The following is a 24,367-nucleotide window of genomic DNA, read 5'->3' on the forward strand; positions in this document are numbered from 1 at the left end:
AGAAGGGACACGAGCAGTGTCAGACTTCCCTACGCTGGCATTATCCAGATCAGGTGGTACGGGTATTTCTCAGCCTTCAATGAAGAAGGGCACCCCGAGTCGTTGTTACATAAATAATGTAATGCTGGCAGCGTAGAGGAAACAGCTTGCCAAATCAAGCGCTGGTCAGTTTCAATGCTATATGAAAGTCTCCTAAAATAGGTGAAATCATAATAATGAGATTGATAAATAATCAATATTCATATTTGTTTTGAACTCGTATATTTATTTCAGCATCAACATTGACAATATATATACAAACAATGTACTTTCACTCATTATAAATGACAGCAGGCAAAGAGAATGTCGAATAAATTTATTAAATTTTTCTCCCCTGGATATTTTGGTTCAGGTTTTTTAGTTGGCCTGTTCTTTCCACTTTATTTATGCATTTATAAAAAGGCAACCTTTGATGAAATCATCCTTACTATAATAGATTTGTTAAATATAATTAAATAAACTAAAGTTATACTGATTTTCTATTAGCCGACATTTTCCGGATATAACAGAGCGACCCGATTATCAAGACATTCCAGCGCGACAATAAGCCGTTGGCTTACGTCCTCTACGCCTTGTAATAATTGCTCGAGGCCAGTCGCAGGCATTGCTGCCAACAGGCGAGTAAAAAGCGCTTCCGCTACAGTATGCATTTCATGATGGCAGTCGTTTAATTCCCGGTATCCCGGCAGTCCCTTGAACCGTAAAGCCCCCTCCCCATGCAACCAATGCCCTAACGGACATTCTGTTTCCTTAGACATCACATCTGCAGCCTCCCCTGCCAAAACCGCCATATACAGACGGTCACGCCACTGATAGTGTTGGGCCTTTAGTAGCGAAAAGAGCAAGGCATCCGCTGAACGCATCAGTCCCGACGCCACTGATCCTAGTTGCAATTCTATTAATCCTGACATCCGGTACTGCTCCTGTACCAACGTCAGCAGTCGATTCCCCTGCGCTTTTTCCTTTTTATCCTCCCCATCTCGCAGGATGTTCCCCATCAGGCTGTACTGTTTGTTCTGCAACGGCGATAGCTGGCCAGCATGTTCCCGGCATTGACCTGCCGAACACAACATATGCTCTCTCAAGTTAAAACACTTCTCTGCCGTATAACGTACGTGTGCCGCCTTGCTCATCAGGCTATTACGCATATGCGCGATCATCACAGAAGTCTGCTCCGATGACAGCATCATGTCAGTTTCCTCAATAAAATCGGCGGAACAGAGCCGCCATAAATCATCATATCAGTAACCCGTCCAAAGACAGGTTACCTCTCCTCATCATTACATCCTTGCAAATCGTTACCAGACTAACCAGACAGATTCCATTCAGTATCTGCAGCTATTGAATCACCCTTTTTATAGGGTTAAGTGTTTAACTCATTTATCTCCATTATTTCTGGTTGGCCACAACAATCTCAGGTTTTCTCTGATAACAGGATCTGCATTGCCAACACGGCTGCGCTGGGGTCCCGATTTGCGGGTTCTCAAGGGCTTCTGACGCTCTTCCCTACGGGTTATGTTCACCTCATAAACCCGTGCTTCATAATGATCATTTGGCGAACCAGGCGAACGCGCCCGGCGAACTTCACATCTAACAACTTCAGGCCGATGGGTTAGATAAGAAAACTGAAAAGTGGCACGTTGAGGCGTTATCCCAAAAGCATGCGCAATATCATTACGGTTCACCCACACTCCCTGGCGCATACACCATATCGCCACCAGAATATACAGAGGCTCCTCTGCAAGGGGTTCAAGCCCTGGCGGCAAAGTGCAGCCATCATGGTTGCGCTGTGTTGTAATTTTTTGGGGTTTTCGTATCATCTGCTCTCCCTAACACACAAAATTCCTATAAATGACTACGTACTAAACAGGCAGCGGTGAAAGTAAAAATATTCAGCCACACAAGTGCCACCAGTTTTTGCATTACTTGCAAATCGCCTCATAACTTCATTATCCCTTGCCTACTCAGGTTGCCTCCAAATCTGGTGATGAAATGTTGGAAAAAAGACACACCACAGCCTCGGGCTAAATGTGAACATCACCAGTACCCAAAAATCAGTAAAGAACAGGCTGCAATAAAGTCTTATCTGTGATGGCAAACACGTTATAAACCCCTCGGCCATCAGCATAGTACTCCCCAACATGCCACCCCATAACAGCACGGCCATCCACTGAACCAGTTCTCGAAAATGCGCACGCAGAGGATAAACCAGCACCATCAGAAATGCGGGCAACCCGCAAACCAACGCTGTTATCAGTAATATCTGGTCTGGATACAACCGATGTGCTATACCCAGATCGGTAAACAATTCACCAGCCATCAGCCACCAGGGCAATAGTTGCCAGGCCAGAGCCCACCAAAACCAAAACGGTACAACTAATTCACCGTTATGATCATAGTTGCGCATATCTTTGAGCCAATGCGGTCGTATTCTATTTGCATGCATCATCGTACCTTCTGTACCACTTTTATTTCCATCTATACAACAGTCTTTGTCGTTACTTAAATTAAGGTCGCCCTAAATTATTCATCTTCATAAATACCACTATTACGGCACATAAAGTAAAATTGAAAAGAGCATTCGGCATTTTATTAGCTACACTAACGTCTGGCGAATGCGTGCTTAATTAACACCACAAAGAGTTTATGAATGGAATATAAATATAAACCATCTAAGCTTGAAACCAGATAGTTTACCTATGAGTTAATAAGAGGCTTTATTATTCCCTTGGCAGGATCCATTAGTACAATCAGCTTCCTGCATTAGTGCCTGCCAACTTACCGGACAATCTGCCCGATTAAACTGACACGGGTACATCTGGGCGATGGTTTGACTCACTATCTGCAACCGCGACAACTTCACCGATAAGTTGCCCGCCGTCACACCATACAATTCACATACCTCTTTACGCGCCATTCCGCGGACAAGTACACCTTCAAGGGCTTGTACCATCGGAATACTGCGCTGGAAGGAAACCGACATCAGCAGTCTGAAGTATGACGGATCCACTCGTCCAGGGATCATCTCCCCGGGAATTGCTCCCGCGCTTAACGTGCTACGGTACGGTCTGAAATAAACAGTCATGAATACATCTCCTTATCTGTCATTCTATGGCTTTGGTAAAGCTCATTTCTGTTGTCATCCTCCTGAAACTTATCTCCTGGCTTTATTCTGACCGTCAGTGAAGGAATAAAGTCCCGATTGAAATATTTGATCTGTAAAGATCGCATTGCCTGGCGACGGTAGTGATAAATTACCTTAGAACTACGTTCAAGGCTCTGGCTGGTTTGCATACTGGATACCCCTTTAATCAGCCAGTCAAATACCACCTCACACAGACGCGGCGAACCGGCAAGATGATAAAATCGTCTGCGCAGCTGCGTTGATAGATCAATCATCAGTGATGCAGTGTTCTCCTCCCAGCGGTCTATCACTCCAATCTGCGGATTGCCGCCACTCTCTGTACCAGCAAAACACACCGCCCGTAGATGATCGGTAAGTGTGAACTCCGGGTAACCTGACAATAAGGCATCATAGAGCTTGAGCCAAATGTAACCATAATACTCAGCAACCACGCGGTCGGAAAATAAGAAATAATTGCCAGTTACTATTACAGGCAAGTACGGATGGTATAAACGAATAGCATTTACCACGCCACAATTGTCATGTAGAGAAATATCAAGCACTACAATATCAGGAGCGTTCCGTATTATATCCGGCAACACATCACTCAGATGATATGAGATATGAACGGTTTGATACTCACTCTTTCCGTTATTACACAATTCACTCAGGGCATGAATAATTGGCCAGGATAATGAATAGATAAGGACTTTCCCAACCGGTTTTCCCAGCATAATTCTAAACCCCATTAGTCCATTTAATGTTAAGAGTAAGAACATCTAACTCCTGGCTGGAGCGTATGGCTGGCGTAGTTATTAGTAAAATCAATAATTTTATTCATAAAGATCTTTGTTTTTAATCGATAAAGAAATCAATCACACCGACAAAATAGTTGCAAAATGAAACTAAGTAGTGAAGATTAACTTATGGTTAATGTATAAAAGATAGACATCTTATGATGTTAGTCACAATATTTATAAATGTTCTATAATTATGAGCAATTCATAATCATAAATAATTACAGAAAGATAAAAAAATGCCGAAAATGCGCTTCCAGGCTATCCTCCATAGTAAAACGCCCGGCTGGATAAAAAAGGTTAATCGATCAGAGCCATTTAAAAAATACTCACTGATAAATATTCGGACAAATTCCAGGTGAAAACAGATAAAAATATAATCTAATATTTAATTCTTATGAAGAAATTTCACACCACTCAATCACAATACAAACACCATCAAAGGTGCATTCACGTTAGCGAGTATCAAAAGTGGCAGGCATAAGGAACGAAAATTTAGCCTTATTAGGATAAAGGAATCGTTATAGAGTCTTGAATAAGAAAGCGGCTGAGAAAACATAGCTATAAATTCATGCAGCTGTAGACTCTAACGTTCAGCGTCAGCATTTGAATTTTCTAAGTGACATAATAGGATCACTTATGTGAGAACATGAAACCAACGAAAATAATGTGAAATCAAAAGCAGATGAAGTGATTACAGACGCGATCGGTAGTGAAAGCCAGGAGAACGATCGAAGAATAATTAAGACAACGCCCCCTCACATTGCCCGGACTAGCAGAGTTCGTGTACAGTGGAGAATAAAGGTAGATGTATTGCCTTAACAATACATCTACCAAAAGCAGAAATCGCCGAATCAATGCATGAATGTCTGAAGCATAAACAGATAAAGTGCTGACAGACAGATAGCAGGTCCAAAAGGTACGTACCGCCCACTATCATCACCGAGAACAACTCTATTATTAGAAAGCAATCTATTTGAGTATCTGTGTACCAGGACGATGACCAGGCCGGTAACCGAAGAGAGAAGGATTAGGTAATGTATTTTTTCGATTCCAATCCATGGCATTACTGCGCTGAAGAGCTTTACGTCCCCTCCCCCCAAACCAGTGGTACATTTAACCCTTTCGTATACAGCCATGATGGCATATGTGATTGTCCAGATAACACAAACGCCAGCCACCGCCGACAACGGTGAAACGGCATTGATGCCAGTAACTGAAAAAATCATACCTGACCACAGTAAAAAATAGTTCAAAGAGTCAGGGATGATATAGTTCTTAAAGTCAATTATAGCGATTGCATACAATAAGCAAAATATTAATATAGCCGGCAAAACAAATAATGCGTCATCTTGCTTAAAGAGTAACAAAAATACCCCAGTAAACCACAGACCATGAATCAATTCCGTTAAAGGGTAGATCGCGGGAATAGGTTCTTTACAGAATCGGCATTTGCCGCGAAGAAAAATCCAGCTAAACAGCGGGACGTTGTCCCGCTTTAGAATCATCGCATTACACTGCGGACAATGCGATGGTGGCCAGGAAAGTCCGATCTCTTTTTCTTGTACATTTATCTGTTGAAGCCCTAACTTCAATGGGAGTCTATAGATGACAACATTTATAAAACTCCCTACCGACAAACCAACAAGTAAAAAACAGATTAGATAAAAATAATACATAAAGCTTTCCATCTAACGGTTCCCTGTTACTGGCAAGCCGCTTTATATTGTGCAGCGGTGTAAGGACCTCGATCCTGAAAATTCGTTTCTTTCGCCACTAATTCCCACGCAGGGTAAAATCCTACCCCCCCCATGGTTTGAGCAAAACCGATTTTTAAGTGATCTACGTTTAAGAGGTTAAAGCCTCCTTTACTTGAAAAACCATCATAAGTGACGCTCGAAGGCTTAGTTATTCCGGTTCCCAAACCGGCACTATTCAAATTATTTCCATCACGAATGTCCCATGTCACAATACCACCATTTGGATTGCTAGGACTCCACGCACGAAAACTTAAAACTTCTAAGTTTCTTGTTGGTAGCGTTAGAGTATAGGTATTAGAACCATCATTCCCATTAACTCTAGATGTCCACGCGTCTACAACCTGGTAGTCACCTCCTGAGATTATTCCTCTAAAATGTTTAATAAAAATGCCCCCACTACCAAGGGCATTTGTTAACTTACCATCATCCGCAGAAAAATATTCAGTTTTATATTTTTTATCCTCCATTACTTTATAAACAAATTCGAATCTCCATCCCTGGCCAAAGGCCACAAAATCAGTATTTACGTTAAATACGATGGTTAACGGTTCTTCCAGACGATGACAAGCACCGTATACATTTCTAATTTTGTCTTGTTCTGCAAGCTCAAAACCTTTTACCTCCATGGCAGAGAATCCACTGAATGAACAAGCCATTAATGATACTGGTACTATGCCTTTAAAAAAAACCGAATTAAATATATTCATTTTCACTCCCGTTAATAAGATGTCATTTTTGACAAAGCATCTGATAAAGCAAACAAGGCGATAAACACCCAAATAACACTCCCGCCCAACACTAATGTTGAAAGCGATTTCAACAACCCGGCTAATTTTTGTATATTATTGTATATATCTACTTTTGCCTTTTCCGATACTGACTGGAGAACATCAAAAAAAGATGGCAGACTTGAATATAAGCTGATATTCAATAACTCATCACGACCAAGCAACCCAGTATTAAGTGCAGATCCATACGGCATACCTATCGTCATGTTAGATTGCATTCTCTTGATATGCGATTTTAACCAACGATTAGAGTTAAGGCTGATAATATCCAGAGATTCATTAATCGGGATATTATTACGCAACATCGAAGACAGGTTGCTCAATACCAAAGAACTGTTTAGCTTTTTATAAACCGAAAAAGGTATGACCTTATCAAGAAACCGATCCCGAAAAGGGCCACTAAAGTTCGCCATTAAAAACCTGAAGGCTATTACCACAATTATTGTCACAATGAGAATAGTAATCCACAAACCATTGTAGAGAGCATCCCCAAAACCATACAGTAACTGCGTAACCACCGGCCAGCGAGAAACAGCAATGACCCGCTCGAAAGCGGGGAAAACCTTAACAGCATATCCAGCAATAACGATCAGCGAAAGCACCAGCATTATAATTGGAAAAGTGACAGCGTTGATTAACCTGGATGTCAACATGCTCTGATATTTAATATTATCAACCAGACTTGTAAAACCATCCGCCAGGCTGCCACTTTTTTCTGAAGAATAAATAATACTCAATTCAGCCTGAGGGATTAAACCTTCGAATACAATGGATATCGACTCACTGGAAGTCATTTTTTTCAGCAATTGTTGTAACTTTTTACAAAAACTGGCCCCCAATAGTTTCCCCCCCTCTGACTCAAGCTTAACAATAGAGTTATAAAGAGGTAGATCGGCTTTAATCATATCGGCGCAGAAGCCATAAAGATATAGTCGCTGCTTTTTAGTAAACTTTCTCAATTAAAACCTCCATATCTTCAGGTTCTAAGCCGCCAAACTCCATCATAAACCAGGAAAAGCATGACTGGCCCTTGAGCACATGCATCATCGTTTTTTCTTTTAGAGAAAACCCTTCAGATAATCCATCACTGGTAAATCTCTTTAAACGCCAATGGGTATAAACGTTTAACCAGTCCTGTCGTGAAATAGCCTCTAACTCGCTGAGCGTTGGCCGCATATATTCAATAACAAGTTGTCTGGACTTAATCCCTGTATTACCACAATGAGCACAACCATCTTTACTCTTAACAAACAGGTCAAATTCTCTGTTCTGAATAACAACATGGTGAGGTGTACGGCAATGAACACAAAGTAACGGGATCAGCTTTTGACACTGTAACCCGGCAATAAACCCCGGCGTTGAGAGTTTATCGCTGGCAATACCTAATGCCGTGAGTCGCTGAAGCAATGTAACAATGTTGCCAGCATGAACTGTCGTAAAACAGTAGTGCCCACTTTCGACCGCCCCCGCAAGCGCATTTGATGATACTGGATCGCGAATTTCCCCCACCATTAATACATCCGGATCACGACGCAATGCAGACTTAATAGCACTGTGAAATCCGCCACCATCGACATCAAGCACAGAACTTTGTTTAGCCCCATAAATTTGATATTCAACAGGGTCTTCAATTGTTAAAAAACACCCTCTGTCATCAAATCTATTTATTTGCAGCCACTCCATCATATTTTTTAACGTCGTTGATTTTCCAGAACCCGTTGTCCCAGCAATAATATAAGCTCCATAGGGATTACTTAGTATTTTCTTGATATCTTCTACTTCAGGCTTAGAGACACCTATTTTTTCCAGATCCGGAACCACGCTTTTATTCAGACCAGAAGAAATTATACGCAATACGCTATGATAACACTCGTCCGTTTCACCAAATAACGGAAAATGTGCATAACGAAAGCGATAGTTTTTCCCATTAAGGGTATACAGAATATTAGCACTTTGAGGAATGCTTCTATTCCAGGTGGTTTCTTTTGTCGACGCCTGAACGTTATAAAGAACAAAAATAAGTTCATCACAACGCTTGGCTATGATCTGCGACATCGGGCATAAAACACCATTAATTCTGAATTCAATTTTAGCCAGAAAATCACCGCGTGTAATATGCAGGTCGCTGGCACCGGAGTTAACAGCATGAATGAGAAGCTTTTCTAACTCATGCTGCACATCACTATCACGCTTTAGGTTTTTCTTGGCTTCAAACTCATGTATCGATTTCTCAATCTGACTATAATAGCCATCCTGAGAAATAATCATCAATCCCTTTATACTGAGCATATGCTCAGATTGCAGATAAGAAATATCCGCGTGATATAAACCAAGATTGTTGATGCTAAAATCACAGATGCAGAGATATCTCCTGTCATTATCCTGGGCGATAAGAAAATCTTTCTCTGGCGAAGAGAACATCCAGCGTGAAGCGGCTGATTTCTCTTCTTCAGCTGACATACTGATCAGTTCTAGCGGATTCACTGTGTGACAGCCCCAACAATCAATTTTTTCTTACTGTTCGTTTGGAGTTGGTATTTTTTTCCTTCAATATCAAATACTTCATTACGATCAACGAGAATGATTCTATTGCCGACGCTTACCGCAACTTTAGATACTCCACCCACTCGGGATGTTGCCAAAACCTGAGGCTCAGCCATACGTATCGATGGGGCAGAGGCCGCTTCTGGTGTATTTGACATCATCATTGCCGGTTCGCTGTCACTGCGAACTTTCTTCAATTCTGCACGCAGTTTCTCCAACGCAACCTCATTGCTTAGCTGGCGCTTTTCACGTTCAAAAGTAATATCTGATTCCATAAGCTGGATAATTTGCTTTTGACTCACAGATTTTTCTTCCTGATCCGCAGCGGCTACAGCTCCACTAGCATCTGTGGGTTCTGACATTTCAGCAAATGCGCACGAAACAGAAAATAACATTGCAAATAATAGTAATGTTACTTTTTGCATATGAAAGCTCCTTTTATATTAATAGAATTAGATTTATTTATTTTCTCAACCGATTTTATGATAGTGGAATCAAGGTAAGCCTGGCGCTCCCAAAATAAAACCATGTCAAGATAGTTATCGGGTATCGAAACACTCCATTTCGATAATAATAATTGATAACTTTCAGGTAAATTAGGTAATGCAGCCTCATCTGCGGTAATCGTAGATGAAGGAAGTTCAGTAATATTAAATTTTCTGTCTTTAGGCACCAATGAGTTATAGCTATAAATATAATTTAGCATATCATTACAATCAACTGCCTTAATTGGTTTTTTATTGTTATAGTTCTGCATTGCAGAATTAACATCCAGCCGGGATGGAATGCCCGAATAGTCTAATTTATTCTCTGAAAATGATGGTTGATACTCTTCTCCCCAAAATATTTTGTTCTGCGTACTGAATGCCGTTTGATCACTCAACTCGTAAGAGAAGCTACACTTCACGCTATCGCATAAATAGCCTATCTCTGTAAAGCCTAACAACTCAACAGGCCTGCGACTATCATAAACCTCGCGCATAAAAGTAATAAACTGCTGAGGGCTGGCACCAGCGAGCGATGCTGTATAAAAAGTCTGAATATTTTTCGTTTGTCGCTGTATAAGCGCTAATTTTTGCGCCTTTTCTTCTTCCTGTTTTTTCTTATCCTGATAATGGAGATATGCCATAGTACCACCGGTAGCAATACCAACCAGAATCAAAATGATTACGACAATAAATAGTTTGCTTTTCGTTTTATCTGCGCCAATGTATTTATTGCGCCAGTCATACAGTATTCCAGGCATATAGTCACCTTGAGATAATAATACTAGTAACAAAGTAAAGAATTACTGCAAACACCGCCATACAGAAAAATATAGATAGGTACTGAACATTTCTCTTACGCTGCATGAGCAGAATATTCTTTTTATATGTTGCAGAAATCTCATCAAAATGATCAATGCCAAGCTCTGTTCTGTTCAGCTCGGAATACTCTGTTAGCCCCCTTTCCTCATCAATTTTATGAAAAAAGTCGACGTCATAAATGACATCTGTGCCCGGCATGATGGTGTCATCTTTTATGATAAGCAGATAGACTCCATTCGTCACACCTTCTTCAGTTATCGGAAAATAGTAAAAACCATCACCATATAACTCTTTTACATATACAGCAAAAGACTCATTGGATTGCAGGCTATTGCGAATATAACCTTTGTGCTTTTTACCATTACGGTCTGCATATTCAATACTACGATAGCGCCGTTGAACACCCTGTAGCCACTTCGTATAGCGAGGGGCTTTTGTGCCCTCGATATTCTCAGTCCACATGACGCTTATCTGCATTTTGTTGTTCTTGTACTCAGGAATTAACATCTTTATTGCTCTATAAAAGGTGCCCGGTAATAATCAACGCCAACGATCATTACAATGGTTGAATCCTTGTCATCACGATTAAGGCTACCACCTAACAGCATAGCTGCCTGATTATCAGATTCGTCATTAGCGTTATATCTGCCAACAAGTAATAATCCACCTGGCGTTACAATCGAGGTGTTAAACATTTCTGTCGTGGTGACATTTGGCAACTGTACCTTTTCAAACGTATCGATAGAATTCAGAAAACGTTTTGTAAAGCCACTGGCAACTTCAATTCGTCCATCAGAGAGAACTCTCGGTGTCACAATAAAGCTGGTACCGGTGATGATCTGTGATGTTTCAATTTCGGTGTCAACCACTGACGTTAACGAGTTGGTTGTCTGCGTTCTTCCTGAAACAAAGTACTGAGAACGCGTCATATTCAGTGGAATTGGTACATTATTCCGCGTAACAAATGTGCCACTCTGTAAAACCTTACTACCGGTCAGTTTATAAACCGCATCCAGCTGCGCATTTATACTCAGCTTAGGATCTTGTCCTGCATAAAAATCGCGGTCGATAGAAACCCCGCCGGTCAACGTCTCCAGCAAACTGGTATTCAAACCAATAGATGTGCCACCATTTTTATAAGCCGCATTGACGCCTGCCCCCAGATTCTTAATCTTACTTTTATCTAAAGTATAAATTTTGTACGTCACAACAAACTGACGACTGTTTGAACTCTGATATTCCTTTAATACCCTGGACAGCACTTCATTTTCAGAAGGACGGCCGCTATAGGTAAGGATAGAAGCATCTTTAAAAATGTTAAAAACCTTACTCGAGACATACTTTTCAGCCATGTCTTTCACATCGTCCCAGAATGTCGATTTAAACTTAATCTCTGATTTCGCTTTTACGCCACCTGAAGCCGTAGCTTCGTTTCCAGAGAGATCCATACTGGCTTCAAATGTGTTATCGCTACCATAAAAGTCTAGTTTGATGGCATAGGTATTATATGCTTTAACATCAATAATGTGGTCATCCACAATTTGAATATTGACGTCATACAATGCTGAAATATAACGTAAGAACTCGTCAAATTTCCCATTAAAATTGACTGCATGGGCCTCTATAACCGCCATTTCATTGTTATTTCCGGGAATGCTACGGTCAATACGATAACTTGTTCCGGATTGTGCATTTATGATATCAAACACAGCTTCTAATTCTGTCGGCGCAAAAGTACTAATGGATATTGGTTTCGCCAATAGCGCTTGTTTCTTTTCACTGTAGTCCACAGCCTTACCCAGGAACGCCGTCTTATATCTCATATAAGGGCTCTGCTTGACCTGATCGCCATTTTGCACCCCTGAATCATTACCGACCAATGATTGAGGATCATATTTTTCATTGAATTCTTTAGTACAGCCCTGTAACAGTACGACTAAAGTCAAAAGAGCAAGTTTAACATTCATTATGTATTCTCTTTATTGCGCATCAATAACAAGGACGTTGTTTTTTTCATACAGCTTAATCACCAGACCATAGTGTTCTGATATGAATATTTGCCCCAACTGGGTCAGAGCATCATCGGTTGATTTACCAGTAATGTTAATTGTATTGTAAATCATATAGTCACGAGTACTATTCCAAAGTGGTTTAAAACCATTGCTAATTGCCCATTTTTTTAGCTCCTGACTCAGCAACATATCCTGATTTAATGTTAAATTAACCATTGGAGCAGCCATACTTCTGGAATTCACATTCATTTTTGGTGTTACTGGAGCATTCATGGCCTTTACAGGCGGAAGATTATCAACCTGAAAGGGACTCCGTCCCTGTTTCGTCCCACCCGCTTGTTCTGAAGCCTGGGCATGAAGTGAAAGAAAAGCGCATCCAAAAATGAAAGCAAATATAGATAGTTTATGATTCATAATATTGAGTTCCTTACTCGATATCCATGATATTTATTTATGGGTTATAATTGTTTAACCGAGCTGCACCACATAAATGCAACTATCGATAAAGATTTAGGGCTGATATAAACCCTGGCGGCACCATTGTTTCCATCATAATTTCCTGTTGTCGCCGTAACGGCCCACCCAGCTTCAGGATGTCCTGGCATTACACCAGCACCGAGCTGATCGATCTGCAATGCGACGCCACCAAATTTACCAACATTATCTATTCCATGTGCTCGGTTTGTAGATTCTTTCGTCAAATCAATCTGCAGGTTATTATTGTTATCCATCGACTCAGGAACCACTGATGAAATAGCCACCGATAAACGGGGGAATAACCGGGCTTTACCTGGATCTTCAGGATTTATGGGACAAGTTTGTAGCGGAATATAAATAAGTCCATTACGCTCAATTGCACTTGTAATGTTCCCGTTATAGTTAGCCCCCTGAACAATCTCAGCACCATTCCCCTTAAAACTTAAATAGGATACTTTAGGAATTGTGGTGAGTTCCCCCTTGTCGTCTTTTATCACTACATTAGCCATTAGCGTCGCTGTGTCACCTTGTGTCCCACCATTGGTTGTCTCGTTGATACCATCGCGAATTTCCAGCCCGGTATTGTTGTCATTTGGAGTAATGCATATCCTGCTGGTACTATTTTTTTGATCCCAGCATAAACCAGGAGCTTTGGCATTAGCCGTTGCACCAGATAACAGTAATTGGTTGTCGTTAGCTGCATTTCCTTTCAGGCACGGCCCCGACATTTTTGTCTGCGCATTCCAGCATAATTTATCCGCACCTACGCTTCCGTCAGATTTGAGATACTGACCATCACCAACGACAAAACTCAAACGAATTCCGTAGTCTGTGGTTTTGTTATTTCTGAACTTATCCAGATTATCAGCCATCTGCCCCAAAGTTATTCTTTCTACTGGCGTAGTATTGTTTCCTTTCATCAAAGCCCATTTGGTCTTATCTGGCTCCGTCTTTTTGCGCTCAATAAACAGTGCCTTTGAATACGCAAGTTTTTTGTTGCGGAAAGAATCTTCAATTTCATTGATATATTTTTCAATAAACAGATTGTCTGTAGATACGCCAGGATAAAAAGCAACAAAAAAGTCAATACGATCAATGCTACGCGACGTAGCGTTTCCAACCAGGTCAACACGTTCGAGGCGGAATTCCTGGGCATGCAGCACACTATCAATCTTGCATGAAATATACTCTCTGGAAAACCGAATAGCTGATGCTGTTTGACCATCAGCGCCGCAGCGTGAATCACGAAAATAACCGCGACTGGAATTTAATATGTCCCACCGATAAAAACCAGCTGTCGCTACATCATCATTGATTTGCGTATTTCCCGTTCGTTGCGCATAAACAACATTACTTGCTGTATCATATAATGGATTTTTTATCGAATTTTGAGCGTCAGTAAGGATTTCATCCTCATGAACAAATTTTACCATTCCTGCAATTTCAGTCGCCAACGCATCAGTCGTGCTTTGCCGGGCTACAGTTTCAACCTTTTTTTGGGTATAGCCCGCAATTGCCATCATGATACCGCCAATAATAGCTAAGACGATTATTACTTCGAGTAGGCTATATCCGTGGATATTTTTGTTATTCACAATTAACCCCGACAGAAAACAGGCTCCATGCCTTTACGAATAAAGGCATGGAGTTTTTTATTAACGACTACCTAAAGTGACGGAGTTTGAGGTGTCATCAGTACATACAGATGTAATCATCTCAGGTGTAATACTTACGTTACCTGCAGTATTCAAGCTACGCAAAATAGGACCGTTAGCTGCAACTGCAGCAGACATATCAACAGCCGTAGTGGTATGGGTATAAGTACCCGCCGGTGCAGCGGTGGTTGATACTTCAACGTAATCCCACTGGTTACCGACCTGGGAAACGATGCTACGGCACTGATCACGGCTTAAGCCGTTAAGTTCTACGAAGAAGCCTTTAGGATCGGCAGCACCGTTCGATGTCAGCGCGCCACCAATGTTCAGATAATCATTGGACACACCGTTACGTGCTTCATCCAGCGATAACTTGCCTAACTGCACCAGGCTAGAAACGATAGGTTGACCCGCTGTATTTGCGCGAATAGTTGTTGGTGTTAATGCTAAGGTACCAGCGCCATTGGGTAACGGGTAACCGTCAGCAGAACGTTGATAAGCGTCTTTCACGGCGATACGCACGGTGTTGGTATTACTTACGATTTCTGAAATGGTACGGCTGTCAAATGCACGCTGAGCAAGAATAACCACACCGGCTGCAATAGTACCGATAATACCCAGAACGATAATGATTTCGAGTAACGTCATCCCCCGCTGTTTTTTTAGCTCATCAATTTGCTTCATTTTCTTGATGGCTTTAGCTTTCATCTTTTGTGTCGTCTTATAAACAAAAATCATTTTGTACTCCATGTATAGTTTCGTTTGCGCACACGAATAGACTCATTTGCCTCCAGACAAATGAATAGCTATGCGGATATGGCGCACTTTATTTTCTGCGTAATGAATAGTGGAAAAACTATCTAACGCGTCTGCTTTCTGCTAATTTTATATTGCTATATGATAATTTTATTCTCCTGGCATAATCCTTCCTTCTTTTTTCCTGAATTGGGCGCTTTGAAAATCCTGCATTGTATGCACCTACAGCCTCCCAAGAGTCACCCAACCTATTAAACGCTATTGCTAAAAAATATGTCCCCACATAGATGTTCGTACAGATATCTGAGTTTAAACTTTCTTTATCAATACCATACTGAGCCAAAAACTTAAGGTGTTGCGAATCGACTTGCATCAGGCCAAAACCAAACCCAGGAGAAAACCCCGCAAGAGCGTTATCTCCTATAGCCGCATTACTTAATCCTGACTCATGCCAGGCTATTGCTCTGAGTAAATCCGGGTCAATTTTGGCATCCCGACCAGCCAGTTCAAAACAGTCTGGCTCAGCAGCATAAGCTAGATTAAATAGCATCAGAGATGCACCAAATATCAAAATCGGTATTTTACCCAACACGTTTATAGCTTTTTAGATGACCGCATATGTATCACCTTCCTTCTCATAGTACATTCAAAAAAATGGCTTAATGTCTTATCTTTAGATAATCTCATTTTTTGTAAAAGTATCTTTTGCAGATTAATTTATGGAAGAGAATTTTTTTAATCGATACGATTATAATTTGCAATAATTCTGATTTAGCAATATTTTATATATTCCATTAATAATTTTCAGAATGTTTTTCTCTTCCTTATCGTCATATACTTGAGCTATTCGATGTTATACCCAGCAGCTAATGACATGACTAACTTTCATTTTAGGCTGATTAGATCAACTATAGGTACTTGCATATAGTGCACTACGATTTGAAAAAATCGTCGTTTACTGATACAACCGGATGCAGAGCCGTCATTCAAAGCAGAATTATGATAATTAAATATATTTTATTACATACAGGCAACATTAGCAGTGACTTTATGACCGTGACTGATTCATCACTTTAAATTAATGCCGGTGCAATTTTTACTTATATGTAGAATGCGACTCCGTCTGAATTTACTCGCACTCCCTTTTTGCCAAGGACGAATATTGATACCATGCTTCCGCTTTAAGCAAGATAGTTAATCAAAGTTATTTAATAAGGATATTTTATGAAAAAAACTCAGGTAGTCATTGCGATTGTGGCGCTGACTTTTTCCACCTTCTCTTTTGCCGCAACGACTGAGAGCTGCGCGAAATACTTCAAATCACTTGATGCGCATATTGAGAGCGTGGGAAATAAAGCGCAAGCTGATGCCCTTAAGCAACAGTATGAGCAGTCCAAAAAGCAATTGTCTGCGTTGCCAGAGGATGTGCAGAATCAAACATGCCAGCAGGCCCAATCAGCACTTGAGGCATCCATGAAGGCTGCCAAAGCTAAATAATCATTCCGCTATATCATTGTGAGATGAGTAGGGCTTTCTCTACTCATCTCTATAGTATTAATTTGCAGTTAATACGACATTCACCGACGTTTCATGGTTATTGATGGTCCCGTTAGTTGGGTCCAGATGAAAATTAAACGTTCCACTGGTACCTTCTATAGCAACATCTGTATTAACCGGAATCTCTTGATCGTTTTTCCCGGTTATACTTACCGTTGCCCCTCCGAGCGTCAGTTTATTATTAGCAACATTCGTACTTTCAAAACGCACTGACCATATGTTGGCCTTACCAGAACCCGTCGTGTTCCAGCGAAGTTCACGCGTGGTGGGAGATGTTCCTCCGAGAGTTACGCTTCCGAATGTGACAATATTGGGTGTTAGTGTAAGACTTAGTGGCACCGGAGTCGACTTGCAAGTCACTCCCGAAAAAATCGAAGTAACATCATTAAATGTCTGATTTCTTGGCTGCAAAGTGGAAGAATTAATCCGAGTATTGGTTACACTCTCCATATTTATATGGACAGAGGCTGAGGCATATTCATTATCAACATAAACTGGCGTCATAAATCTGACTTTATTCTTATATTCACTGACGACAGGTTTCTCTCTCAATGTAACAAAACTTTGAAAAGATAATGGAGTCTCTTGACTTACAGACAGGTTCACAAATTTATCGTCTCCGGGCCAGATCCGTATGTTAGGATGAATATTTGCCGGAGGATATTGCACTACATTTAATCTCAAAGAATCGTTTACCTCCCCTACCATATGAAACTGTTCGAAATTTCCACCACCAACACCAGTCGAGTCGCTTACTCGCACAATAGTATCTATATATATTTTTGTTAAAAGAACTTGAGTTACTTTATTCGCATTTTCATTAGATATATTGTTAACCGTCGATACGTTAGCATTGAGATTATTGTCTACATAAAAAGCCATAGCAGGTAAAGCTGCAGGATACCTGGTACTGATACCTAAATGGTGAAAAGGGTTAGCTATGGAAAAATCTGATGGTAACTGACATTCCCATTCGGTTTCAGCAGCGACAAAGAATGGGCATATGAGCAGACATAACGCAGATATTTTTTTCATGTTCCTCTCGTGATTTTTAATTATTATCTTATCCAATTCATAAATTTTGCAGAGCTACCGTCATTTTACGGATATGCGACACTAAACCTGACCGTTGCGATTGTTATCCCTTTCGGCGTGTTTGCCGCCACCTGAACTGACGGTGTCAGACGACAGGTCCTGTCGGTTGTTCCTGTGCAGAATCCCTTGGTATTATCCGAGGCTCCACTGCCGTCTAAGGTCACTGTTTTTCCATCACTGTCAGTCAGCCACAGCTGCGCCGGTGTTCCCGTAGTGCCTGCTGGTCCGTTCATATCCACCCGGTCAGAGGTACCTGTCGTGAGGGAACCCTGCACTATCTGCGCATACAGAAACGTGGGCGTGGCGGAAAGGCAGCTGATAGTGATGCTGAACGGCAAATAGCTGCGGCTTCCCGGTAGCATCATCCCCAGAGGCACCCGATCCGGCGTAGTAATAGTGCAAGGTGGGGCTATAAAGGTGGCCTTTAACTTCACTGAAGCTGTGGCGGTTGCTGAATGGGCATTGTGCGCCACAGCGATGATAAGTAGCAGGCCAATTACCGATCCAGAAAATACCGGCTTATTCAACGTCATAGTCCTGCACCCCGCCCCAGTCATTAATCGCCCCGACTGTCAGTTTGCCGCTATGCTTCAGCCCGGTATCCACCTCACTGAACGGGGCCAACATGGCCAAACCAGCCTGCTTGTCCCGCGGAATCGCCACACTTTTACCATTTACCTTTAACGCGGTGACGGCAAAGAAATACGGCGTCGGATTTTTCAACCATACCCGATCGACTTTCTGCACAGCACTTAAACGTTTCTCCGCATCCTTGCGTCCAGCAATTAATTTTTTAGGACGATAAATTAGCTTCACCTGCGTGTTCATGGCGATGGCAATGACGCTACCCTCGGTATTTTCAGGCTTCGGTGGAATTTCCTGAACGTTAATACGAAACATTGATTCCCGATCGGCTGGCAGCGCGGGGTTGACGTTCATCAACCGCATTATCTGTTTATTCCTTGGTTCAATCTTAAAAAACGGTGGAGAGGGCACCATAAATACATCAGCTTTATTTTGTGAGATATTGTCTATCCACACCTGCCCACCGTAGGTGTCTGAAGCATTATTCGTCACTTCCAGGGAAATATTCTTTCTCCCCTCCTCATAGATAAACCGGGTCCCGCTGAGGGTGAAGGCCGCCATGGCAGAGCTGACCAGAGTGGTGCCAAGTAATGCCGCAAAGACGGTCTGAAATAATACTCTATTCCTGTTATTCACAACGTATCTCCTGTACTGAATGAATCCCGGCCTTCAGGCCTGACGCTGTAAAACTGCACGATGTGCTGTTATTTCTGCTGATGGTAATTTTTTGTGGCGCACTTAGCAGATTCATGAGCAGCACCCCATTGCGGGTAATGAATCCAGCATCCAGTCCCTGCTCCGTAACGGCACTTCCTCCGGTCAGAACATTACCCTGCGCATCCCGAACCCGCAGGATGTAACGCAGAACATTCTGGTAAGCGAACTCGCGGTAAATAATGGCCTTCTCTGTCGGCACCACCTCGTAGGAGGTATTCAGCAACTCGGCCCCGTCCGGCACATTCTCTGGGTTAATGCTGATAGTGGTTGCGTTGTAGCCAGTCAGGTACATCACCGTACTGCCATTGCTGTTGGTCGGCAGAGAGCCGTTAAACGTGACCCCTGGCGTATCCTTTATCTTGAGAACGGCCACCGTATCAGCCGCTTCTTTTGTAAGCAGAAGGCCGGTCTCAGCTGTGGCAAGAGCTGAACCTGACAGGCTACCTGAGAGCGAGGTAGCATACCGACTCTGCGAGACGGCGATATTGCTTTGTACGCGATCAAAGGCGTAGCTGACGGAAGCCCCGGAGGTATGGTTTCGTTTCTCGTCAGTCCCGGCATTGACGCTGTAGCTTAAGCGATCACTGACCGTTGCTGAGGTGTTGTTGTTAAAGGACATGCCGTTATTGCGGCTGTATCCTGCGGAATTGCCGCTGTGATGGCGGATACCGCCCAGTGAAAACGGGATGCTAACCCCCAGCGATGCAGAGTAATCATCCTGCGTGGACCAGGCATTACGTGACCAGTTACCGCTCATATACAGTGACACGCCATTCATCACCGTAGTACTGGTTGACAGGCTGACGCCAAAAGCATCTTTGTTCCGATTCCAGTAGGTCTGCTGCCAGAATGAGCCGCTGATATAGGCGTTTTCCAGTTGATGAGACAGACGAGCTTCATAGCGGGCTTTCTCTCGACCATCAAACCAGACATATTCATACGGGTTACCCTGACCATCAGGGTTGTAGATTTTGCGCCGATACTGCTGTTTCGGATCCCAGTTTGCGAATTCCGTATACCCCGGACTCTGATAGCGGTACGTCAACAACTGGATATCCGTTTTATTGGTAAAACTCTTGGCATATTTCACCGTGGCGCTCGTTCCTTGTCGCTGGGATCCGTCGTCATAGTCGGCCCGTGATCCGTTCACACTGAACGCCAGCGCCCCCCATTCTCCCAAAGGTTGGGTGATACCCAGCCCCGCGGCCTGGTAACGGTCATGCAGAATGGTTGCCATATTAAGCGTGGTCGTTGGCAGCCCCCAGTCAAAACTCGCCAGAGCAAAAGTGCCATTCCCGGAAGAAAACGCATCCTCCAGTTTGTTGTTGTCATTACGCTGTCCGGTCGCGAAGTTATAACTGTAATCTCCCGGACGCAGTAAGGAAGGCAGGGTGGCGACCGGATATATCGTCACCGCTTTATGACCATTCTCATCCTCCACCGTCACCACCAGGTTGCCGTTACCCGTGGAGGATATATCATCCAGTCGCCATGGTCCGGGAGGAACGACCCGGGAATAGATGGTGTACCCGCCCTGGGTAATGGTGATACGTGAAGTACCTGAGGCTACGCCAGTAATCACCGGGGCATAACCGCGAGTCCGCCAGGCGCGCATATTGCTATTAGAACGCAACGCCACGCCGTAGAAACCGAAATCCGTGAATAACTCAGTCCGAGACTGAGAACGCCCAAGCAACAGATCCCCTTTCACCTGACTGATGGCTGTGGAAAGCGTCAGATTATTCGTGTTAAATTCGCTGCCCCACGTATTACGACTGGCGTTCATATCACTGGATAAAATCCAGCGACCAATATTCAGACTGGCGTTAAAACTTCCATAGGCATTCAGGGCGTCATCGCTATACCCATTATTATCGCCCCGAGTCTGTATATTCTGGTTGAAGTTACCGTTATAGCGCAGACGCAGGCCGTTAATCCCGTAATCCCAGCGAGCAGCATCGTTTTTTTCCGGTAGCCAGGCTTGTGGGATAATGAAGTTCAGCGTCTGATTTCCCATATCAAGGTCTATCCGGGTACTGTCCTTCCGGCTAAGGACATAACACCCCCGAACACTGTCAAACGTCTGGGCATAGACACCCTGCTGAAAAAAAATACCGGCATTTTCCAGCCATTCCTGGCTCAGGCAGAGCTGAGCAGCCTGTTCATCCACTGGCGTCACGGTCAGAGGCATACGCCCTGTCTGAACACCGTTAAGTAAGACATCAACGTAGTATTGCCCAGCCGGGTACTTCACGCCTTCTTTCAGAATCGACGGGATTTCGGTTGTCCCTTGCAGAAAGGCCGTATTCAGCTCTGTAGCCTCCGTTGCAAAAGAGCAACAAATACTCAGTGCCAGAAGCGATAACACAGGCTGCTTTATAGTGTGATTTTTTTTGGTAATCATGCAGATTAGCCTTCGGGGTGTTTCATCCAGGAAACTGAACAAATAAAGACAGAATTAGTCGTCAGAGAAGGCAGCCCTGCCGAAGCACATAGCAAAAATCCAACGGCAGGATATAAAATGAAAAACGTCTTAGTTGTAAGCCACCACATAGGCAGCCGCAGAGTTGTAGTCACCCACAATAGCCCCACCTTTCAGAGCAGCGGTGAATTGTGCACCGTCGCTGGTCAGTTTGGTGGCATCAAACTCAGCATTAGAGTGTGTGCTAGTAATACTTTGAATGGCGGTCGTCTGCGCATTGACTGTAGAAATCAGCGTGACGGCATCCGTTGCGACGCCGCCCTGGGCCTTCAGACCAACGGTATTAAATGGTCCAGCCCAACTGATGGTAGCAATTTTTCCAGCGAGATCGGTTGTACCACAACCTGTAGCAGTCGGGTCTGCCTTCAGTGTGAAGCTAACCGGCGTTCCTGTCGTATTCGTGGCCACAGACCCCAGTTGTACAAGGTTTTGCACGGAACCATTTACTTTTGGTGTCAAATCACAGGTACTGTCCGATACGACACCAACAAACTGAACTTCATTAGCCGCCATCACGGAACCAGACCAAACCACCATGGTCAGCGCAGATGCGATTATTACATTCTTTTTCATAATTAAACCTTGAATATCTCTGTATCACATTTAAGACTGTGCAGAGTTAGCATTGATAATAAAATTTACTATAACTGTTCGACATACCGTAATTAATCACCCCCTTATATTTCGATAAATATTAGAAGGTGAGCAATAGAAAACAATGGATATCGCCTGTAGCAAGAATAAAAGCCATGAAATATCGAGTAAACACAAAATACCTTATCGTAACGAAAATAAAATTCAATCAAAGAAATATAACTTATATACAACCCCCGCCCTTGATACTGCAGTTTAATTCACGCATATCAGAATTGAATAACTTTTATCAACGCCATATAAAATTCGCTAAAACGTAAACTCATCATTTATATAAGATATGCCTAAGGAATAAAAAAGTAGTTACGGATATTAAATAAAAAGTAAACGATACTAATGAATCCAATATGTAATACAGGTAAAATTAGGATAACTTCTTATACGATAATGACGACTGACTGGGGCAAAATCCAGACTGGATGGTACATGCATCTGTCAGTTAGCCCTTACCCCGTCTCACCACAAAATTCCTGGTGGCGGTTGCCGGGTTTCTGTACTTTCATTTACACTTTTTACGAAATTACTGGCGCGATCACAAAAAAGTCCTTGTCAGATGCCCTGTAAGCCAGGAATGATACATGACTGATTTTGATGACCCGAAGAGGTAGAGAGGATGGGTATGAAGAATAAAATGTTGCTGGGTGCACTTCTGCTTGCAAGCAGCGTCGTCTGGGCCGCACCGGCTGCAACAGCTGCCCCCACCGGTATCGATAAGTATGAACTGAGCAGCTTTATTGCTGACTTCACCCATTTCAAACCCGGTGACAAAGTTCCACCACTGTATCTCACCGAAGAATACACCATTAAGCAGTGGAATCTGCGCAATCTGCCCGCACCGACCGCAGGCACCCATTGGACCTACATGGGCGGCGCGTATGTGTTGGTCAACGATGCCGACGCTAAGATCATTAAAGCCTACGACGGCGAGATTTTTTATCACCGATGAAAAAACACGCACTCGTTCTTATGGGGGAGTGCGTGAACAGAATAAACGTAATCTACATCAATCGTAACCAATCACCACTTTGACTCGGCTCAACACATGACCTGAGTGGTATTTTCCATAAGGGAAATACTTAAACTTTAATGGTATAATGTAACTGTCAGCTATCGTTTGCCCCCGTTTAGCAATCTCATATCGGTTATTATCAAGGTTTACTGTTATACCATTTAGTTCCATTTTAAAACCGATATCCCCAGCGCTATCATCACCATCATACTCGTTCTCCAATACATCACCAATTCGATTTTGAGATTCAAATCGGTAATGTATGCTCCTGGATGAATACCCTAACGTATTATCACACTTAATTTCAATTTTATTATCAGCGCTTTCTGCAATGGCATTCTGCACACTACTGTGATTTATATCATTAATTTTCACAGATGTATCAGGAAAGTAACAGGTCGTGGGCGTGTAATTAAATTTAACTTGGATATTCTGTGCTAAGTTATATTTTCCTTTATCCGTTCCATTTGCCTCAACAAAACGCAGCGTGGAATTTAGTGATACGGAATTGTTAATGGTTACAGCGGTAAATGTCTCAGGCGCGGTTACAAGCTTATATTCGACACCGTATTTTAGGGCTGCATTAATTTCAGACCCTATAAAATTAAAATAATATACAGTCCCTAGAAGATTTTTATTTTCTTCTTTTTTAAACGAACCACTAATATTTTTTCCTATTCTCACTGCCACATAAACATAATCATTACTCTCCCCTGATGAAACCTTAAAATATCTCACTTCATTATTTTCTACTGGTATTACTTGCAACCCACGATTCGCATATTGACAGTGATACTGTTGCGAACTGATAAAATTAACATTTTTCAATTCTGACGAGGTGAATTCATTAAGATTTGCTTTATTTAAATCCAACGTAATGTCTTCACCATTCGCAGTCATATTTACACTTCCATTAGCGGACAAAGAATACGTACCAGAATAGCACATCGCCGAAACATAAAAAGACGTTAAAAACAAAAACAGACCAATGACAAATCGCATAATTGGC

25 protein-coding genes and 1 riboswitch are annotated in these 24,367 nt (G+C 42.4%); of the genes, 2 read left to right on the forward strand and 23 right to left on the reverse strand.

Annotation, left to right across the window (positions count from 1 at the left end; translation table 11 throughout):
* Positions 1-9: 9 nt before the first annotated feature.
* Positions 10-107: riboswitch (TPP riboswitch) on the reverse strand.
* Positions 108-521: 414 nt separating this feature from the next.
* The 17 genes from E1B03_RS17365 to E1B03_RS17445 form a co-directional block, all read right to left on the reverse strand.
* Positions 522-1,229 (reverse strand): CZB domain-containing protein, encoded by a 708-nt coding sequence (locus E1B03_RS17365; RefSeq protein ID WP_103770504.1) that lies wholly within the window; start codon positions 1,227-1,229, stop codon positions 522-524.
* Positions 1,230-1,415: 186 nt separating this feature from the next.
* Positions 1,416-1,859, reverse strand: a complete 444-nt coding sequence (locus E1B03_RS26760) for a CaiF/GrlA family transcriptional regulator (protein WP_103770503.1) — start codon at positions 1,857-1,859, stop codon at positions 1,416-1,418.
* Between the two features lie 140 nt (positions 1,860-1,999).
* Complete coding sequence (locus E1B03_RS17375; RefSeq protein WP_103770502.1) at positions 2,000-2,488, reverse strand: DUF2919 family protein; 489 nt, start codon at positions 2,486-2,488, stop codon at positions 2,000-2,002.
* Positions 2,489-2,743: 255 nt separating this feature from the next.
* The gene (locus tag E1B03_RS17380) at positions 2,744-3,124 is read right to left on the reverse strand and encodes a PapB/FocB family fimbrial expression transcriptional regulator (protein WP_246044118.1); all 381 of its coding nucleotides are present in this window, start codon (positions 3,122-3,124) and stop codon (positions 2,744-2,746) included.
* The gene (locus tag E1B03_RS17385) at positions 3,121-3,942 is read right to left on the reverse strand and encodes a hypothetical protein (protein WP_103770501.1); all 822 of its coding nucleotides are present in this window, start codon (positions 3,940-3,942) and stop codon (positions 3,121-3,123) included. Before E1B03_RS17385 ends, E1B03_RS17380 begins: the two co-directional genes overlap by 4 nt.
* Positions 3,943-4,814: 872 nt before the next feature.
* A complete protein-coding gene (locus E1B03_RS17390; protein WP_133086649.1) occupies positions 4,815-5,651 on the reverse strand; it encodes a prepilin peptidase in 837 nt (278 codons plus the stop codon).
* 14 nt (positions 5,652-5,665) lie between these two features.
* A complete protein-coding gene (locus tag E1B03_RS17395; protein ID WP_133086650.1) occupies positions 5,666-6,427 on the reverse strand; it encodes a hypothetical protein in 762 nt (253 codons plus the stop codon).
* 11 nt (positions 6,428-6,438) lie between these two features.
* Positions 6,439-7,467, reverse strand: a complete 1,029-nt coding sequence (locus E1B03_RS17400) for a type II secretion system F family protein (RefSeq protein ID WP_133086651.1) — start codon at positions 7,465-7,467, stop codon at positions 6,439-6,441.
* On the reverse strand, positions 7,451-8,968 hold the full coding sequence (locus E1B03_RS17405; protein WP_281279626.1) for an ATPase, T2SS/T4P/T4SS family: 1,518 nt from the start codon (positions 8,966-8,968) through the stop codon (positions 7,451-7,453). The genes E1B03_RS17400 and E1B03_RS17405 overlap by 17 nt, the downstream gene beginning before the upstream one ends.
* Positions 8,969-8,988: 20 nt before the next feature.
* Complete coding sequence (locus E1B03_RS17410) at positions 8,989-9,477, reverse strand: hypothetical protein (RefSeq protein ID WP_103770497.1); 489 nt, start codon at positions 9,475-9,477, stop codon at positions 8,989-8,991.
* Entirely contained in the window at positions 9,465-10,298 is an 834-nt protein-coding gene (locus E1B03_RS17415; protein ID WP_133086652.1) for a hypothetical protein, read from the reverse strand. The genes E1B03_RS17410 and E1B03_RS17415 overlap by 13 nt, the downstream gene beginning before the upstream one ends.
* Before the next feature lie 4 nt (positions 10,299-10,302).
* Positions 10,303-10,866, reverse strand: coding sequence for a hypothetical protein (locus E1B03_RS17420; protein ID WP_103770495.1), 564 nt, complete (start codon positions 10,864-10,866; stop codon positions 10,303-10,305).
* A 2-nt stretch (positions 10,867-10,868) separates the two neighbouring features.
* Positions 10,869-12,326: a type II and III secretion system protein gene (locus tag E1B03_RS17425; RefSeq protein ID WP_133086654.1), complete on the reverse strand. Its 1,458-nt coding sequence runs from the start codon at positions 12,324-12,326 to the stop codon at positions 10,869-10,871.
* 12 nt (positions 12,327-12,338) lie between these two features.
* Entirely contained in the window at positions 12,339-12,785 is a 447-nt protein-coding gene (locus E1B03_RS26530) for a TcpQ domain-containing protein (RefSeq protein ID WP_246044119.1), read from the reverse strand.
* Between the two features lie 44 nt (positions 12,786-12,829).
* Entirely contained in the window at positions 12,830-14,443 is a 1,614-nt protein-coding gene (locus tag E1B03_RS17435; RefSeq protein ID WP_165955329.1) for a pilus assembly FimT family protein, read from the reverse strand.
* Positions 14,444-14,503: 60 nt separating this feature from the next.
* Positions 14,504-15,241 (reverse strand): type IV pilus major pilin, encoded by a 738-nt coding sequence (locus E1B03_RS17440; RefSeq protein WP_133086656.1) that lies wholly within the window; start codon positions 15,239-15,241, stop codon positions 14,504-14,506.
* A 118-nt stretch (positions 15,242-15,359) separates the two neighbouring features.
* On the reverse strand, positions 15,360-15,809 hold the full coding sequence (locus E1B03_RS17445) for a transglycosylase SLT domain-containing protein (RefSeq protein ID WP_133087241.1): 450 nt from the start codon (positions 15,807-15,809) through the stop codon (positions 15,360-15,362).
* A 674-nt stretch (positions 15,810-16,483) separates the two neighbouring features.
* Here E1B03_RS17445 and E1B03_RS17450 point away from each other — a divergent pair.
* Entirely contained in the window at positions 16,484-16,756 is a 273-nt protein-coding gene (locus E1B03_RS17450) for a DUF5339 family protein (RefSeq protein ID WP_103770492.1), read from the forward strand.
* Positions 16,757-16,813: 57 nt separating this feature from the next.
* Here E1B03_RS17450 and E1B03_RS17455 read toward each other — a convergent pair whose 3' ends face one another.
* The 5 genes from E1B03_RS17455 to E1B03_RS17475 all read right to left on the reverse strand — a co-directional run bounded on the left by E1B03_RS17455 (position 16,814) and on the right by E1B03_RS17475 (position 22,268).
* Positions 16,814-17,851, reverse strand: coding sequence for a hypothetical protein (locus E1B03_RS17455; RefSeq protein WP_133086657.1), 1,038 nt, complete (start codon positions 17,849-17,851; stop codon positions 16,814-16,816).
* Between the two features lie 65 nt (positions 17,852-17,916).
* On the reverse strand, positions 17,917-18,444 hold the full coding sequence (locus tag E1B03_RS17460) for a fimbrial protein (RefSeq protein ID WP_103770490.1): 528 nt from the start codon (positions 18,442-18,444) through the stop codon (positions 17,917-17,919).
* On the reverse strand, positions 18,431-19,132 hold the full coding sequence (locus E1B03_RS17465) for a fimbrial chaperone (protein ID WP_103770489.1): 702 nt from the start codon (positions 19,130-19,132) through the stop codon (positions 18,431-18,433). Before E1B03_RS17465 ends, E1B03_RS17460 begins: the two co-directional genes overlap by 14 nt.
* Positions 19,125-21,617, reverse strand: coding sequence for a PefC/AfrB family outer membrane usher protein (gene pefC / locus E1B03_RS17470; RefSeq protein WP_133086658.1), 2,493 nt, complete (start codon positions 21,615-21,617; stop codon positions 19,125-19,127). The genes E1B03_RS17465 and pefC overlap by 8 nt, the downstream gene beginning before the upstream one ends.
* Before the next feature lie 129 nt (positions 21,618-21,746).
* Positions 21,747-22,268, reverse strand: coding sequence for a fimbrial protein (locus E1B03_RS17475; RefSeq protein WP_103770487.1), 522 nt, complete (start codon positions 22,266-22,268; stop codon positions 21,747-21,749).
* A gap of 694 nt (positions 22,269-22,962) precedes the next feature.
* On the opposite strand from E1B03_RS17475, the gene E1B03_RS17480 reads away from it, so the two are divergent.
* Entirely contained in the window at positions 22,963-23,295 is a 333-nt protein-coding gene (locus tag E1B03_RS17480) for an RcnB family protein (protein WP_003834436.1), read from the forward strand.
* Between the two features lie 57 nt (positions 23,296-23,352).
* On the opposite strand, the gene E1B03_RS17485 is transcribed toward E1B03_RS17480, so the two are convergent.
* On the reverse strand, positions 23,353-24,360 hold the full coding sequence (locus E1B03_RS17485) for a hypothetical protein (RefSeq protein ID WP_133086659.1): 1,008 nt from the start codon (positions 24,358-24,360) through the stop codon (positions 23,353-23,355).
* Between the last annotated feature and the right edge of the window lie 7 nt (positions 24,361-24,367).

Origin of the sequence: Citrobacter arsenatis (assembly GCF_004353845.1) — a bacterium.
Lineage (GTDB): Bacteria > Pseudomonadota > Gammaproteobacteria > Enterobacterales > Enterobacteriaceae > Citrobacter > Citrobacter arsenatis.

What these genes read in the sequence shown, in the direction of transcription:
- E1B03_RS17365 (WP_103770504.1), bottom strand. Translation starts at nt 1,229, where the DNA reads ATGATGCTGTCATCGGAGCAGACTTCTGTGATGATCGCGCATATGCGT.
- E1B03_RS26760 (WP_103770503.1), bottom strand. Translation starts at nt 1,859, where the DNA reads ATGATACGAAAACCCCAAAAAATTACAACACAGCGCAACCATGATGGC.
- E1B03_RS17375 (WP_103770502.1), bottom strand. Translation starts at nt 2,488, where the DNA reads ATGATGCATGCAAATAGAATACGACCGCATTGGCTCAAAGATATGCGC.
- E1B03_RS17380 (WP_246044118.1), bottom strand. Translation starts at nt 3,124, where the DNA reads ATGACTGTTTATTTCAGACCGTACCGTAGCACGTTAAGCGCGGGAGCA.
- E1B03_RS17385 (WP_103770501.1), bottom strand. Translation starts at nt 3,942, where the DNA reads ATGTTCTTACTCTTAACATTAAATGGACTAATGGGGTTTAGAATTATG.
- E1B03_RS17390 (WP_133086649.1), bottom strand. Translation starts at nt 5,651, where the DNA reads ATGGAAAGCTTTATGTATTATTTTTATCTAATCTGTTTTTTACTTGTT.
- E1B03_RS17395 (WP_133086650.1), bottom strand. Translation starts at nt 6,427, where the DNA reads ATGAATATATTTAATTCGGTTTTTTTTAAAGGCATAGTACCAGTATCA.
- E1B03_RS17405 (WP_281279626.1), bottom strand. Translation starts at nt 8,968, where the DNA reads ATGTCAGCTGAAGAAGAGAAATCAGCCGCTTCACGCTGGATGTTCTCT.
- E1B03_RS17410 (WP_103770497.1), bottom strand. Translation starts at nt 9,477, where the DNA reads ATGCAAAAAGTAACATTACTATTATTTGCAATGTTATTTTCTGTTTCG.
- E1B03_RS17415 (WP_133086652.1), bottom strand. Translation starts at nt 10,298, where the DNA reads ATGCCTGGAATACTGTATGACTGGCGCAATAAATACATTGGCGCAGAT.
- E1B03_RS17420 (WP_103770495.1), bottom strand. Translation starts at nt 10,866, where the DNA reads ATGTTAATTCCTGAGTACAAGAACAACAAAATGCAGATAAGCGTCATG.
- E1B03_RS17425 (WP_133086654.1), bottom strand. Translation starts at nt 12,326, where the DNA reads ATGAATGTTAAACTTGCTCTTTTGACTTTAGTCGTACTGTTACAGGGC.
- E1B03_RS26530 (WP_246044119.1), bottom strand. Translation starts at nt 12,785, where the DNA reads ATGAATCATAAACTATCTATATTTGCTTTCATTTTTGGATGCGCTTTT.
- E1B03_RS17440 (WP_133086656.1), bottom strand. Translation starts at nt 15,241, where the DNA reads ATGATTTTTGTTTATAAGACGACACAAAAGATGAAAGCTAAAGCCATC.
- E1B03_RS17445 (WP_133087241.1), bottom strand. Translation starts at nt 15,809, where the DNA reads ATGCTATTTAATCTAGCTTATGCTGCTGAGCCAGACTGTTTTGAACTG.
- E1B03_RS17450 (WP_103770492.1), top strand. Translation starts at nt 16,484, where the DNA reads ATGAAAAAAACTCAGGTAGTCATTGCGATTGTGGCGCTGACTTTTTCC.
- E1B03_RS17455 (WP_133086657.1), bottom strand. Translation starts at nt 17,851, where the DNA reads ATGAAAAAAATATCTGCGTTATGTCTGCTCATATGCCCATTCTTTGTC.
- E1B03_RS17460 (WP_103770490.1), bottom strand. Translation starts at nt 18,444, where the DNA reads ATGACGTTGAATAAGCCGGTATTTTCTGGATCGGTAATTGGCCTGCTA.
- pefC (WP_133086658.1), bottom strand. Translation starts at nt 21,617, where the DNA reads ATGATTACCAAAAAAAATCACACTATAAAGCAGCCTGTGTTATCGCTT.
- E1B03_RS17475 (WP_103770487.1), bottom strand. Translation starts at nt 22,268, where the DNA reads ATGAAAAAGAATGTAATAATCGCATCTGCGCTGACCATGGTGGTTTGG.
- E1B03_RS17480 (WP_003834436.1), top strand. Translation starts at nt 22,963, where the DNA reads ATGGGTATGAAGAATAAAATGTTGCTGGGTGCACTTCTGCTTGCAAGC.
- E1B03_RS17485 (WP_133086659.1), bottom strand. Translation starts at nt 24,360, where the DNA reads ATGCGATTTGTCATTGGTCTGTTTTTGTTTTTAACGTCTTTTTATGTT.